The sequence below is a fragment of the Streptomyces sp. NPDC006372 genome, from assembly GCF_040612515.1.
Lineage (GTDB): Bacteria > Actinomycetota > Actinomycetes > Streptomycetales > Streptomycetaceae > Streptomyces.
Genome location: NZ_JBEXQJ010000013.1, coordinates 154209 through 167975 on the forward strand (window position 1 = coordinate 154209; position 13767 = coordinate 167975).

A 13767-nucleotide genomic window follows, 5' to 3' on the forward strand; every position below is an offset into this window, starting at 1 on the left:
GACAACCGGTCACTCCTCGTCGGGGGCCTCGCCCTCGATGAGCCGTTCCGCGATGTCGTCGGCCCACTCCTGGGCCCACCGGCGCAGCCCCGCGACGTCCCGGACGTCGAGGCCGTGGGCGGTGAACGCGCTGTCGTCCAGCCAGTCCGTGCCGGTCAGCCGGGACTGGAGGTCGGTGAGGTCGAAGGCGTCGGGGGAGTGGCGGCGGCCGAGCTCCTCCAGCTCGGGGTGGCTCCAGCGGGCCGAGGCGGCGTGCACGTCGACCAGGTCACGGGCGAGCCCCCGGTCGGCCAGGTCCCGCACGCGGGTACCGACGAGGTCGTCGAGGGAGAGGGCCGGCCCGAGCTCCGTCGCCACGGGCGGACGCCACAGCACCTCCTTGTGGACGCCGACCTCGTACTCCTCACCGGTCGCCGCATCGGTGACGAGGAACTGGGCGGACAGCGGACCGGTCTCCAGACTCCGCACCAGCCACCCGCGCTCCACCAGCCCGGCCCGGACGGCGTCGGCGATGCCGTCCATCGCGGCCGGATGCTCGGTGGCGACATCCACATCCCACCCGCCCCGCTCCACCAGCCCGTGCGCCAGCACGGCATACCCACCCATGAGCACGAGCGAGTACCCCTCACCCACATCAACCAGATCCCCGACCAGCCGCCGGACCGACTCGGGGGAGGGGGGTGGTGCGCCCATGCCCTGATTATGGCGGTCCAGGGGCTGCGGCGCCCTTTTTGGGGGCGCGGGGCCGTATCGATATGCGGCTCCGCCGCGTGGGCGCGACCAGCCCCCACGGCGCCGCACCCGCACCACAACCCGGACACCCCCTACGGCTTACGCCCCACCCCACAGAACGCATCCACGGCAGCAGCATCGAACCCCTCGGCCCCCTCCGAGTCCGGCCTCCACTCCGGCACCCGAACAACCCCCGGCTCCACCAACTCCAGCCCTTCGAAGAACCCGGCGATCTCCGACACGGCCCGCACGTAATACGGCACCGCCCCACTGGCGTTGTACGCCTCCGACGCCGCGATCATCCCCTCGCTCGTGGCCGTGCTGTCACTGATCACGAGGTGGCTGCCCGACGGCAGCCCGGCCATCAGCCGCCGCACCAGCTCACGCGCCTGGTCGTGGTCGGCGACATGGCCGAGCGTGTTGAGGATCATCAGCCCGACGGGCCGGGAGAGGTCGAGCGTGCCCGCGGCCTCCAGGACGGCCTCGGGCTCGTACAGGTCGGCGTCCAGATAGGCGGTCCGGCCCTCGGGGGTGCTGGTGAGGAGGGCGTTCGCGTGGGCCAGCACGATGGGGTCGTTGTCGACGTAGACGATCCGGGCGTCCGGTGCGACGCGCTGCGCGACCTCGTGCGTGTTGTCGGCGGTCGGCAACCCGGTCCCTATGTCGAGGAACTGCCGCACACCCTGCTCACCGGCCAGGTACCGGACGGCCCGCCCCAGGAACCGGCGGCTGCTGACCGCCACGTCCACCAGGCCCGGAAAGATCGACTTGATCTGATCGCCGATCTCGCGGTCGACCTCGTAGTTGTCCTTGCCGCCGACGAAGTAGTTCCAGAAGCGCGCGGAGTGCGGCTTGGACGTGTCGATACGGGCGCGCAGGGTGTCGTCGGGCATGCGGGTCTCCTGAGGGCGGGGATAGGGGGACCGGCCCACCAACCTAGGTGCATTTCCCGGCCGGACGGGGACATCGGTCGCCCCTGCCGCTCGCCCACCGTGGCGTTTCGGCCACGAGGCCCGTCGGGCGGGACGGCGGATCAGACCACGGCGAGCCGGTCCACCAGCAGTTCCACCCTCTGCCCGGTGTACTCCGGCGGCAGCCGTCCCGACCGGGTCAGGGTCGCCACCCCGTGCAGGGACGCCCAGAACACCTCGGTGAACAGCCCCGGCTCGACGCCGTCGCCGGCGACCTCGCCGAGACACTCCAGCAGCGCGGCGAAGGCGTCCTTGAGGGGTTCCGGGGTGTCCTCCTGGGCGTACGCCAGACCGCCGTCGAGCTGGAAGATGGCGTCGTAGACCGCCGGGCTGCGTTCGGCGAAGTCGAGGTAGGCGTGCGCGAGGGCGGCGACCCGCGCGCGGGGGCCGTCCACGGCGGCGGTCGCGGCCCGCACCGCCGCGGCCAGCTCTGTGGCGCCCTGCAGGGCGACGGCGCCGATGATCTCGCGCTTGCCCCGGAAGTGGCTGTAGAGGACGGGCTGGCTGTATTCGATGCGCTCGGCGAGCCGACGGGTGGTGACCGCGTCCCACCCCTGCTGCTCGGCGAGTTCACGGGCCGTCGCCACGATGAGGCGCTCGCGCTCCGCCCGTTCCCGTTGCTTGCGTTCCTGTACCGACATGAATCGATCCTAGCACCGCTAGACAAAAGAGCGGCAGTAGGTCTAGCGTTGCCTCAACGGCTAGCAATGCTAGATACCCAGGGGGTCCATCATGCTCAGCGCACTCGAGGTCGTCACCACCGTGGTCGTCGGCGTGATGGTGGGGGTGGAGTTCTCCGTCGCCTTCGTCATCAACCCGATCCTCAACGCACTGCCCGAGGACAGTGCGCAGCTCGGTCATGCCCACGGGGGCCGGATGCTCGGTGCCGTGATGCCGGTCTGGTACATCGGCTCGCTCGTGCTCGTCGCGGTCTGGGCCGTCGCCGGGTGGCACCACCACGGCACCGGCCTCGTCGTCACCGCCGGTGCGCTGCTGATCGTCAGCGTGATCATGTCGATCCTGCTGCTCGTCCCGATCAACAACCGGAACAGGGAGTGGACCCCCGGCAACCGGCCCGCCGACTGGAAGCAGCAGCTGAACCGCTGGCTGCGCTTCCACTACGTCCGCGTCGCCGTCATCATCGCGGCCTTCGCCCTCCTGGTCACCGCCCTGGTCCGTGGCGCCTGACCAGGCCCGTAGGACTCAGCAGGCTCCACCGAGCTCACGTAGACCCGCGAGGAGAAGAACCGTGTCGCTGAAGAAGTTCAACACCGTCCTGGCCGCCGCCTTCGTCCTCTTCATCCTCTGGTTCGGGACGGAGTTCATCCTGAGCCCGGAGACGACGGCACCGAGCTTCGGCCTGCCGAGTCGGCCGTCCGGCGACGGCGGCGGTTTCCTGGTCGTCAAGGGAATCCGCGACGTCGTCCTGGCCCTGGTCCTGGGTGTCCTGCTGGTGACGGGTCACCGCCGGGCGCTGGGCTGGGCGCTGCTGGTCGAGGCCCTCGCCGCCTACGGCGACATGACCACGGTGCTGGCCCACCACGGCTCCGTGGCCACCGCGCTCGGCGTCCACGGCCTGACCGCGACACTGATGGTGGTCAACGGCCTGCTGATGATGCGTGAGACCCGCAAGGCCGAGGCCGCTCCGGCGGCGCCCGCCCCGCGGCCCGCCTGAGCGGCATCGGTCGAAGGTGGCCCGGCCCCCCGGCCGGGCCACCTCGGTGCGTGCCGGTGTGCGCGTCCCGCCCGGTGGCGCGACGGCTCGGGACGCCGTCACGCCGATCGGTCAGCCGGGCGCCACGGCCCGGCCCGTCTGCGGGGAGATCATCCCCGCGCACAGGCCGCGGGCCGTCAGGGACTGGGCGATGCGGGGGACGGCCGCGAGCGTGTTGGCCGGCCAGTCGTGCATGAGGATGACCTGGCCGTTGGTCAGACGGCCGACGGACTGGACGATGGCGTCGGTGCTCGCGCCGTTCCAGTCCTGGGAGTCGACGTTCCAGATGATCTCGGTCAGGCCGTACCGGGCCGCGACCGACCTGACCGTCGCGTTGGTCTCGCCGTACGGCGGGCGGAAGAGCTTCGGTGTACCGCCGCCCGCGTTCGCGACGGCCTGCTGGGTCCGGGAGATCTCGGAGTCGATCTGTGCCTGGCTCAGCCGGGTCAGGTGCGGGTGGGTGTAACTGTGGTTGGCGACCCACATGCCGGCGGACACCTGGGCCCGGACCAGGGACGGGTTGGCCGCGGCGTACTGGCCCTGGTTGAACATCGTGGCCCGCAGCCCGTTCCGGCGCAGTGCGTCGAGCAGCTTCGTCGTGTTGCCGGACGGGCCGTCGTCGAAGGTGAGTCCGACGTAGCCGGAGCAGGCGGCGGCCCGCGCCGGGGCGGCGGTGGCGGTGGTGGTCGTGAGGGTGGCCGCCGTCGCGGTCGCGAGGGCCGCCAGCGTGGTGACCAGGGCGCGTCGTGAGGAGCGTGTGCGGGCCCTCATCGTCAGCGCACCGTGATGCTGGAGCTGCCGCTGCTCCGGTAACCCTCGGTCGCCATGATCATGTAGTACTTGAAGTTGCCGAGAGGCATCCCCGCGCGGGCCCAGGCGTCGAAGTGGTTGCCGGCGGTGATGGTGCCGCCCGTCCGCTTCGACTGCCGCACGCTCCAGTACTGGTCGAAGGTCTTGTTGCCCTCCACGGACGGGGCGTTGTACCGCGTCGTCTTGTAGATGTCGTACGTGCCGCCGTCACTGGTGACGGTGCCCTTGTACGTGCCCGTGGGCCGGTAGGTGCCCCAGTTGTCGACGATGTAGTACTCGATGAGCGGGTTCGCGGTCCAGCCGTACAGGGTCAGGTAGGCGTTGCCGGACGGGTTGAACGAGCCCGAGTAGGTCACGGTGCGGCGGGCGCCGGTGCTCCAGCCCTTGCCCGCGACGAAGTTCCCGGTGTTGCGCCATGAGGTGCTGTAACTGCCGCCGGAGGAGAGGGTCATGGAGACCGTGCCCGGGGCGTCCGTCCAGAACGAGTAGTAGTAGCCGTTGTTGGTGCCGGTCTGGTTCGTGGTGACGACCGTGTCCGCGTGGGCGGTGCCCGGCAGGGCGAGGGCGGCGACGGCGACCAGCAGCAGGGTGACGGTGCTGCTGAGCAGCAGCCGTAAGCGACTGAGGGCGTGGCTCATGGGGGTGTTTCCTCCTCGGGTGCGTGGGGTCGATGGAGGCGTTCTGTCACCCGGGAGTGTTGGTCTGGCCCTGTCAACTGTCAATGGTTTCGGCGACTGTTGCGAAATGTTCGTCACCCGTCCGGCGTCCGGCAGGGTGGATATGCGCTGTTCAGTGGGTGATGGGGCTTCGATGGCGAGAGGAACCCTGCCCAGCCGGGCCGGAGGGCAGGGTTCCGGTCAGCGAATGTTTCGGTGGGTTTCCGGATCAGACCGTGGCGTTCGCACCCCGGGCCCGCATGATCCGTCCCATCCTCTCCTCCAGTTCCGCCCGCTCCGCCGCCGCCCGCTCGGCCTGGGCCCGCTGGTACTCGTGGTCCAGACGGCTCATGCGGTCGGCCGTGTCCAGCTGCACCCGGTGGCGCTGGACGTCGTGCTCCAGGCGGGCGCAGGAGTGCTGGACCTCGAGTTCCTCGGCGTACAGCGTGCGGCTCGTGCGGTGACGGGCGCCGAGGAGGGTGTCGTACGTCGTGGCGCCGCTGAGGACCTTGGCCAGGACGGGCATCGCGTCGAGGCAGAGCAGGAGCAGGTGCAGGACGATCGTCAGGAACAGCGCGAAGCCGTCCGACCCGGCGACCTCCTTCAGGCCATGGGCGCGGGTGAGGATGCCGTCGGTGTCCAGATCGGACCCGCGCTGCCGGGTCTTGTCGTCGATGGCCTTCTGGAGCAGGGGCTGGTACCCGTCGGCGGCCCGGTCCTTTCGGGCGGACAGTTCCTGCCCCTTGGCGACCAGGCCCTTGAGCTGCTCCTCGTACGTCCTGATCTTGCTGTTGTCCTCGTACTCCGAGGTGGCCTTGCGGGCCCGCTCGCAGGTGATGGTGACGTCCCGGACGCCGCCCCGGACGATCCAGTACTTCGGGCCGCACAGGCGCTGTTCGGTGTCGAGCTTGTCGTTCAGCGTCTTGTTGATGCCGGCGACCTGGGTCCGCAGGGCCGCCGCGCGGTCGCCGTTGCTCTTGATCTGGCGGGCCAGTTCGGCGGGGGAGCCCGCGACCTTCAGCTGGTAGCGGGCGCACTCGGGACGGCCGGTGGTGGACGCGCCGTCGGTGGGGTTGCAGGAGACGAGCATGCCCCGGTAGTCGGCGACCTTCTGCTCGTTGCCGACGGCTATCTCCTGGCGGATCTCCTTGTCGAAGATCTGGAACAGGATCGGCTCGGCGATGAACAGGCCCAGCAGCACCGACAGAAAGAACCGGACCAGCAAGGTCCACTTGCGGACCGACGTGCCGTGCGTGCTGGAGACCAGCCAGCTGTCCAGGGCCAGGATCACCCAGAACCAGACCACGGCCACCACGAGCACCGCCGCCAGCGGCAGGTCGGAACGGAAGCTGGACAGCGCCAGGACCATGGAGATCGCGCCCAGCAGCGCCGTGTTGACGACGAGCGCGCCGTACCAGGTGTAGCGCGGGCGTTCCTCCGGCACCCAGGCCAGCAGCCCCTCCTCGATGCCGATCAGACGGCGCAGCCGGGGCGCCCAGCCGGACGCCGGCGGCGCGGGACGGGACTGGCTGCTGCGGTCGTCGTCGTAGGCGGCGCTGTCGGCCGGCCGGAGCGGGATGTCAGTCGCCAAGGCGGCCCTCCTGGTTCGCGGGGTCGAAGTCGTCGGCTTCGTCCATGTCGTCGGCGGCGGGCTGGGCCTCGGCGGCCCGCCGGGATCCCCGGCGCAGCTCGCCCTTGACCTCGCCCTTCAGCTCCGCCTTGGGCATCTCCGGACCGTCGCCCTGCGACGGGGACTGGTTGTAGGCAACGTCGCCGACGCTGTTGATGAAGGCGCCCGCGTCGTACATGGTGCTGTCGAACAGGCCCCGGTCGATGGCCTGTTTGCCCAGCGTGGCCCGCACACTGAGCTGCTCCTTCGCCCACTCGCGCTGGTCGCGCTGGAGTTCCTTGGCGTCCACCCGTTCCTCCTGGCGCTGCCTCAGCCGGTCCTCGTGCTCCAGGTCCCAGCGCCGAGCGTCCTCGTGCCTCAGGGCGGCCGTCTCGTCCCGCTCCTCCTTGCGGGTCAGCTCCTGGCGCCGGTCGTCGCGTTCGACCTGCCAGCGCTGGTCCTCCCGGTCCAGGCCCCGGCGCTGGAACTCGTAGTCGCGGTCGAGCCGCAGCCGGTCGTCCTTGCGGGCGTCCCAGCGCTCCTCGGCCGCGTGCAGCCGCTTGGACAACTCGTCGGCGCTGATGTCGCCGTTGCGCCAGGCCAGGTAGTCGGCGGAGACCGGGTCGGAACCGATCAGCTTCAGGTCGTCCTCGATCTCGGCCCGGGTGAAACGGTTGCGCCGGCGCTCGATCTCCAGCTCGTAGTCCTGCTGCTCGGCACCGGCGCCGCGCTCGTAGCCCGTGCGCAGCGTCTCCTCCTCCTGCCGGTTGCGCTCCTTGCGCAGCGCCTGGAGATTGCGGATCTCCTCGCGCTTCAGCTCCAGTTCGGCCTCGCGCAGGGCCCGGTCCAGAGCCGCCTGCTGCTCCATCTCCTCCCGCCGGCGGTCGCGTTCGCTCTCCCGGCGGGTCCTCTCCATCTCCGCGACGTACGCGGACATCTCCTCGGGCGTGAGGACCTCGATCACGCCGTGCCGGGCGCGGATCCCCGACACCACGGAGGGCCGCATCTCGTGGTACGCGGTCAGCCGGGCGTCGATCCGGGCGCGTACGGCGGCGGTGTCGACGACGGGCAGATCGCTGCCGTCCTCGGTGAGCCCGGGCACCTCGCGCAGATGGGCGAGCAGCAGCGCCTCCACGTCGGTGACACCGTCGCGCACGACCGCGCACGGGTCGGTGACCGTGCAGTGGAACCAGGCCCGTACGGTGAAGTCGCCCGCCTCGGCCGAGGGGATGCGGGTCTCCACGACGACGGGCACCTCGATGCGCCGGTCCACGACCGTGACCGAGCTGGCGTCCACCACCACCGGGTCGTCGGCGCGCAGCTGCCCGTGGTCCTCCACGTACTCCTCGCCGACCCGGAACACGCGCACGTGGTGGGCGGCGACCCGGGGCAGCTCCTCGTCGGCGCGCGTCGTCCGCTTGCGCCAGACGCTGCCGCGCTTCTCCGGCCGCCCGTACTCCCGCTGCTCGACGAGCGGGTATTTCTCAGCCATGCCTGTCAGCCCTTCGTGCTCAGTACGGCGGTAAGGAAGATGTCGACCAGGGCGGTGGTCTGCTCGTCGGCGCGGGCGGCGACCTGCCGCAGGGCCGCGGCCAGCGGTGGACCGTCGTCCGGCGGCAGGGCCTCGCCCACGGCCCCGCCGAATCGTTCGGCCACCTGCTCGGGCCGTTCCGAGACGGCCGGCAGCTCGCGCAGGGTGGCGTACAGGGCCGCCAGGGCCCGGCCCCGGCGGGGCAGGTTGTCCAGCACACCCGCCCACAGTTCGCCGATGCTCGCGGTCCGCGGGACGTCCCGCTCCAGCAGCGACGCGCACACCAGCCGCCCGGTCCGCGCGTCACGGGCCCGCAGTACGGTCAGGGCGGCACCGAGGAGGTTCTCCTTGTGCTGCCCGGTCAGCGTCTCGCGCTGCGCCCGCAGCCGGTACGCCAGCGGCCGGAACACCGCCCCCGTGTCCTGCCCGCACTCGGCCAGCACCGCGACCAGACCGGCCAGCGCGAACGCCGCGTCCACGGGAAGACCGCCGCGCCGGACGATCAGCTTCAGCAGGATGGTGACGGCGTCCGTCGGGAAGCGCACGCCCAGCGCCCCGCTGAACGCCGCCGCCGCGGTCGACCGCAGCACCGGGTCGTAGGAACGGGCCCAGCCGCGGGCCACGCCCAGCGCCGTGGCGGCCAGGCTCTCGTCCAGGCACATGCACTGCAGCACCAGCGTGGCCGTCGACTGCCCGGCGGGACCGGCGGCGCCGCCCGCCCAGGGGTGCAGGTAGTTGTCGGCGACCTCGTCGAAGGCGGGCCGGGTGAGCAGCGCCAGCCCCTGCGCGACGGACAGCTGGAGCCCCAGCCCCGGCTGCGCGGCGACGAGTTCGGTCAGCCAGTCCCGTACGCCGTTCCAGTACGGGGTGGAGAGCCGGGCCCACAGCTCCTCCAGCGCCCACTGCCGGTACTGCGGGTGCGGGAAGACCAGCGCGGTGCGGGTGAGGGGGCCGTTCTTGCGCTGCTCCACGGCGACGAGCTCGTTGTGGGACAGCGACTGCCTGCGGTTGACGGCCCGCCGGGCCGCGGCTGCCTGCTCCTCCTCGGTGACGGGAGCCGCGAACGCCGGTTCCACCCACGACTCCAGCCGCTCCTGGCAGGTCTCGAAGTCGCGGTAACCGGCGCCGTTGACGAAGGCCAGCGTGGTGACCTCGGCCCACTCCTGCGGCGTACGGTCCTCGGCGAACCAGTCGCGCACCGGCTGGGCCGCGCTGCTGCCGTAGTCCCGCCAGACCTCGTCCGGCGCGGCCCCGCGGGCGATCCGCTCGGCGGCTGCCGCGACCTCCGCGATCCGGCAGCCGTCGGGCATCCCCGACACGGCCCGCTCCACGGTGTCCCGGCCACACCCCTCCCGCACCAGCCGCACCCGCAGGACGGCCGTGAGGTCCGGCAGCTCCCAGGTCACGTGCCGCACGGACTCGACGACGCCGCCCGATGCGCGGTGCACGGTGGTGACGACCAGGCGGGCGTCGTGTTCGCGGACCGTGTCCCGGACCCGCCGCCAGTCGAAGTCCGCCGTCTGGGAGGTGTCGTCGCTCATCCGGTCGAGCAGGACGTAGCCGACGCCCTTCTCGAAGGCGACCCGCCCGCTCGCGAGGTCGTCCAGGCTGCGGCCCGGCGACAGCACGACGTACTCCGACCCGTCCGCGAGCGCGTCGACCAGCGCCACCGCCCCGGACCGCTTGCCCGTGCCCGGAGGCCCGACCAGGACCACGACCCCGTCCTGTTCGAGGGCGAGCGCGGCCCGCTCGAAGCACGCCGGCTTCACGTACGGCGCGAGGATCGCGTCCGCCTCGCCCGCGTCGAGACGTCCCACGGCCCGGCGGCGCGCGTTGTCGGAACCGGCCGTGCCGATGCCGAACTGGGCGCCGGAGGCGTTGAGTTCGCCATAGAAGTACTGGTTGACGCTGTTGTGGTGGACCTGCTCCGAAGGGGTGGCCGGGGCGGGCGGGTCCGTCTTCTCGGGCGCGTCCTGGGGGGCTCCGGGCTCGTCGGTGTGGAGCGGTTCCGGATCCGGTTCCGGTCCGGGTTCCGCTTCCGGCTCTGGTGATGGTTCCGCTTCGGCCGGGGTGTCCGGCACGTCCTGCGAGTGCCGCGCCTCCGGTTCACCCTGGGGCGCAGCGCTCTGCTCGCTGTGTTCCTCGTGTTCCTCGTTCATCCTCGGCCGTCGCTCAGGTCACTTGGAGATCCCGAAGACGGCACCCTGCGCATGCACGGTTCCGTTGATCACCTGAACTACCGTGTCACCGGGAGCAGTTGGGGCGCCTGAGGGGCGCGCGTCGACAGCTGTCGCGCCCCCTGCGCCCCCTCCCGCGCCGGCGTCGGTGTCCCCGAGGTCCAGGGCCTTCACGTCGTACCCCGGCACCCGGATCCACGCCCGCCCGGCGTACTCCTTCTCCGCGACGCGCACCTCACGGAACTCCTGCGGCCTGATCGTCGTGTACGCCTCGCCGATCACGTCGTTGAAGACGGTCGCGGAGACCGCGAGCGCGAGCGGCGCGTCCGGCGCCGCCGCCAGCGCCGCCTTGAGCACCCGGCTGTCCAGCAGCCGGCCGATCTCGACCGGGGCGCGGCCCTCGAAGCCGTTGGCCGCCGGCGAGGCGGTGCCGAAGTGCACGGCGGCCCGCAGCCGCAGCCAGGCCTCGTCGCGCCGGTTGCGATTGAAGGTGCGCAGACCGGCCTCCAGCTGCCGCATGAACGGGTCGACGAGGCCTGGCTCGGACGCCCCCTGCGGCAGCACCGCGAACACCGAGTCCCCGCCGACCTGCGTCGCCCACTGCTCCCAGTCGAGCCCGGCCACACCGGCCGCCTCTTCAAGGAGCCGCCGGATCGCCTCCTGCCACTCGCGCTGCGTCACCACGTCGACGCCGCCGTATCCCTTCGCGTCGACCGCCAGCAGCAGTCTGCGACCGAACGTTCCCATGCCTGACTCCCCGCTCACTGAAGTGGAGCCGCACCCCGGGATCTGGGCCGGGGGCGCGCACTCCGGCAGACACCGGCGTCCGCTCCCCCCACACGCGGACGCCGGTAGGCCAGTCCTACATGCGCCGTCCGCCGCGAACCCCGTCGAAATACGGGATGCGGAAAGGTGCGGAAACATACAGCGGTAGCCGCAAGTTACGGACGAGTTCGTCCAGTTGGGGCGGAACGTGACGGAGCGACGCCCTGAATCCCGCAGAAATCCCAGGTTCCGTGGCCGGTTTCGGGGCGTACTGGAGACCCGGACAGCCCACGGCCCCAGAAGGAGCAGCATGCCGTCGTCCACCGGCGCCCGCCCCGACAGCCGTCCCGCGCAGTTCATGTTCACCGCGCTGCAGACCACCCACCAGCACGCCGACACCAAGGCCGGGATTCTCGCCGCGGCCCAGGCCGCGCTCGTCGGCACGGCCGGCTACTGGAGCGCCCCGGCACTGCGCGCGGCCTCGGGCGGCGGCCCCGGCGGCGTGGTCGCCGGGCTGCTGCTCGGCCTGTTCCTCTGCGCCATGTTCGGCGGCGCGGGCTTCCTGGCGGCCACCCTGCGCCCCCGGGTCCTCAGACCCACCGGGGCCAACCGCTACAGCTTCGTCCACCTCGCCTCGGGCCCCGACATACTGCCCGCCCGGAACGCCGGCGACGGCGACGACGGCGGCGACCCGGACCGGGAGCGCGGCGAACTGTCCCAGACGATCCGGTTCCTGTCCCAGGTGGCGGTGCGCAAGTACCGGTGCGTGACGGCGGCGGTGGTGTGCACGGCGCTCATGGGGGTGAGCGCGGGGCTGCTGGTGGTGCTGCGGCCGGTGCTGGCGTGACACGCGCACCGGGGGAACGAGCGGGAGTCCGCCGGTGATCAGTCCTCGGGCGCGAGGTCCCCGATCTCCCTGAGCCGGTCGAGCTCGCGGATGAGGGTCGACCCGTACCCCGTCTCCAGCAGGCCCTCCCGGCGCAGTTCGCGCAGCCCCTTGTGGATCGTCGTCTCGGCCGCGCCGGTGAGCGCGGCCAGTTCGGGCTGGGTCAGCCGGCAGCCCAGCACGGTGCCGTCCTCGACCGGGCGCCCGTACCGGGTGGCGAGCTCCACCAGCAGCCGGGCCAGCCGCACCTTCGCCGGATAGCCCTTGAAGTCCAGCCGCCGCCGGTTGGCCCAGCGCAGCCGGTCGGCGAGGATCCTGGTCAGCGCCAGGTGCACCTCCGGGCGGCGGGCCAGCAGGGTGTGCAGGGCGGCAGGCTGCACGACCATCGCGGACAGCAGGCCGCACGCCGTCACCGTCGCCGAGCGCGGCGACCCGTCCAGGGCGGCCATCTCACCGACACTGTCCCCGCCCACCCGGACCGCGAGCAGGGACTCCTCCCCGTTCTCCACGCGTGCCGTCACCTTGGCGAAGCCGGACAGCAGCACCAGCATGTGCCGCGTGCGGGCGCCCTCGCTCAGCAGCACCTTCCCCGCCTCGAACCGCGCCGGGACCCCCAGCTCGAGCAACTCCCGCCGCGCCTCGGGCGCCACGACACCGAGCAGACTGCGCGCGGGCCACTCCACGGAGCTGTACGGCATGGCGGCCTCCCCCGGCCGACGGCGAACCACGAGTCCCTTGAATCCTGCCCGTTGTCCGGACCCGGGGGCGCGGTACTGACGGGTAGTCGGGAAGTCTCCCCAGCGGGAGAGACCTCCGGGATACCCTCCGCGAGTGACGTCCATACCCGGCACCACACCACCGCCGCCCTCCGCCACGGACGCCGAGTGCCTCGCCCTCACCCGTGCCCTGCGACGCCGGGGCACCGTCGTGCTCTCGGTGTTCGCCCTCGTGTGGGCGGTCGCGGCGGCCTCCGGGACCGGCTCGGCGACGGACGCCGCTCCGCTGGGCATCGAGGTGACGGCCGTCGTGCTCACGGCGGTGGCGATCCACCTCGGCTACCGCAAGGACGCCGCTCCCTCGCCCCGCACGGTGAGCCTCCCGGAGAACTGGGCCCGAGGCGTGGGCATCGTCAACACCGTCGAACTCGTGGCGATCCTCGCGGTCATCGCCGCGTCCAACGCCTCGGGCCGGCCCACCGTCGTACCCGCGGCCATCGCCCTCGTCGTGGGCCTGCACTTCTTCCCCCTCGCCCGCCTCTACGACCAGTGGCAGTACCGGTGGACGGCCACGCTCCTGACCGCCGTCGCGGTCATCGGCCTCGCCCTCGCCGCGGCCGGTTTCGCGAGCGAGACCGTACGGGCGGTGGTCGGCTTGGGCAGCGCGACGGTGCTGTGGGGGACGGCGTACCACCTGGCGATACGGGGCTGATTCGTACCGTCCGCCGGCCGGCCGTTCACCGACCGCGCCGCACGCTCACCGGGCGAGGCTGTCCCGCCGCACCGTGCACAGGGCCCAGATGATGAAGCCCGAGATCGCGATCATCACGACCGACCAGACCGGGTACTGCGGCAGGGAGAGGAAGTTGGTGATGATGACGAGGGCGGCGATGCCCACGCCGAGGACCCGTGCCCACGTCGCCGCCTGGAAGAGCCCGAGGCTGACGATCACGGCGACCGCGCCGATGATGAGGTGGATCCAGCCCCAGCCGGTCAGGTCGTACGCGAACACGTAGTTGGGCGTGGTGACGAAGACGTCGTCCTCGGCGATCCCCATGATGCCCCTGAAGATGTCGAGCAGGCCGACCAGGAAGAGCATCACGGCGCCGAACACGGTCATGCCGGTCGCCCATTCCCGTTTGGCCGTGTGAGCCGGCCGAGTGTGAGTCGCGGTCATCGCGCACCTCGTTTCGTGTCGTC

The 13767-nt window shown here is 71.8% G+C and carries 15 protein-coding genes; 4 read left to right on the forward strand and 11 right to left on the reverse strand.

All coding sequences use genetic code 11. From position 1 onward, the window contains the following. Positions 1-9: 9 nt before the first annotated feature. The 3 genes from ABZ016_RS21110 to ABZ016_RS21120 form a co-directional block, all read right to left on the reverse strand. A complete protein-coding gene (locus tag ABZ016_RS21110; RefSeq protein ID WP_356918168.1) occupies positions 10-693 on the reverse strand; it encodes a hypothetical protein in 684 nt (227 codons plus the stop codon). A gap of 131 nt (positions 694-824) precedes the next feature. Next, positions 825-1625, reverse strand: a complete 801-nt coding sequence (locus ABZ016_RS21115) for an SAM-dependent methyltransferase (protein WP_356918169.1) — start codon at positions 1623-1625, stop codon at positions 825-827. Between the two features lie 140 nt (positions 1626-1765). After that, positions 1766-2344: a TetR/AcrR family transcriptional regulator gene (locus tag ABZ016_RS21120; protein WP_356918170.1), complete on the reverse strand. Its 579-nt coding sequence runs from the start codon at positions 2342-2344 to the stop codon at positions 1766-1768. Between the two features lie 91 nt (positions 2345-2435). Here ABZ016_RS21120 and ABZ016_RS21125 point away from each other — a divergent pair, with 91 nt between their 5' ends. Both ABZ016_RS21125 and ABZ016_RS21130 read left to right on the forward strand, forming a co-directional pair. Then, the gene (locus ABZ016_RS21125; protein ID WP_356918171.1) at positions 2436-2891 is read left to right on the forward strand and encodes a DUF1772 domain-containing protein; all 456 of its coding nucleotides are present in this window, start codon (positions 2436-2438) and stop codon (positions 2889-2891) included. Between the two features lie 61 nt (positions 2892-2952). After that, entirely contained in the window at positions 2953-3378 is a 426-nt protein-coding gene (locus tag ABZ016_RS21130) for a DUF4267 domain-containing protein (RefSeq protein ID WP_356918172.1), read from the forward strand. A gap of 111 nt (positions 3379-3489) precedes the next feature. Here ABZ016_RS21130 and ABZ016_RS21135 read toward each other — a convergent pair whose 3' ends face one another. From ABZ016_RS21135 to ABZ016_RS21160, 6 genes are all read right to left on the reverse strand, one after another. Further along, positions 3490-4188, reverse strand: a complete 699-nt coding sequence (locus tag ABZ016_RS21135) for a polysaccharide deacetylase family protein (RefSeq protein WP_356918173.1) — start codon at positions 4186-4188, stop codon at positions 3490-3492. 2 nt (positions 4189-4190) lie between these two features. Further along, the gene (locus ABZ016_RS21140) at positions 4191-4865 is read right to left on the reverse strand and encodes a glycoside hydrolase family 11 protein (protein WP_356918174.1); all 675 of its coding nucleotides are present in this window, start codon (positions 4863-4865) and stop codon (positions 4191-4193) included. 247 nt (positions 4866-5112) lie between these two features. Beyond that, a complete protein-coding gene (locus ABZ016_RS21145; RefSeq protein ID WP_356918175.1) occupies positions 5113-6474 on the reverse strand; it encodes a DUF4407 domain-containing protein in 1362 nt (453 codons plus the stop codon). Further along, positions 6464-7984, reverse strand: coding sequence for a hypothetical protein (locus ABZ016_RS21150; RefSeq protein WP_356918176.1), 1521 nt, complete (start codon positions 7982-7984; stop codon positions 6464-6466). The genes ABZ016_RS21145 and ABZ016_RS21150 overlap by 11 nt, the downstream gene beginning before the upstream one ends. Positions 7985-7989: 5 nt before the next feature. Beyond that, on the reverse strand, positions 7990-10182 hold the full coding sequence (locus ABZ016_RS21155) for a hypothetical protein (RefSeq protein WP_356918177.1): 2193 nt from the start codon (positions 10180-10182) through the stop codon (positions 7990-7992). Positions 10183-10200: 18 nt separating this feature from the next. Next, positions 10201-10947 (reverse strand): hypothetical protein, encoded by a 747-nt coding sequence (locus ABZ016_RS21160; RefSeq protein ID WP_356918178.1) that lies wholly within the window; start codon positions 10945-10947, stop codon positions 10201-10203. 328 nt (positions 10948-11275) lie between these two features. Here ABZ016_RS21160 and ABZ016_RS21165 point away from each other — a divergent pair, with 328 nt between their 5' ends. Further along, a complete protein-coding gene (locus tag ABZ016_RS21165) occupies positions 11276-11812 on the forward strand; it encodes a Pycsar system effector family protein (protein ID WP_356918179.1) in 537 nt (178 codons plus the stop codon). Positions 11813-11850: 38 nt separating this feature from the next. Here ABZ016_RS21165 and ABZ016_RS21170 read toward each other — a convergent pair whose 3' ends face one another. Beyond that, entirely contained in the window at positions 11851-12549 is a 699-nt protein-coding gene (locus ABZ016_RS21170; RefSeq protein WP_356918180.1) for a Crp/Fnr family transcriptional regulator, read from the reverse strand. A gap of 133 nt (positions 12550-12682) precedes the next feature. Between ABZ016_RS21170 and ABZ016_RS21175 the strand changes: the two genes are divergently transcribed. Next, positions 12683-13279 (forward strand): hypothetical protein, encoded by a 597-nt coding sequence (locus ABZ016_RS21175; RefSeq protein ID WP_356918181.1) that lies wholly within the window; start codon positions 12683-12685, stop codon positions 13277-13279. Between the two features lie 45 nt (positions 13280-13324). On the opposite strand, the gene ABZ016_RS21180 is transcribed toward ABZ016_RS21175, so the two are convergent. Further along, a complete protein-coding gene (locus ABZ016_RS21180) occupies positions 13325-13744 on the reverse strand; it encodes a hypothetical protein (RefSeq protein ID WP_356918182.1) in 420 nt (139 codons plus the stop codon). Positions 13745-13767 lie beyond the last annotated feature (23 nt).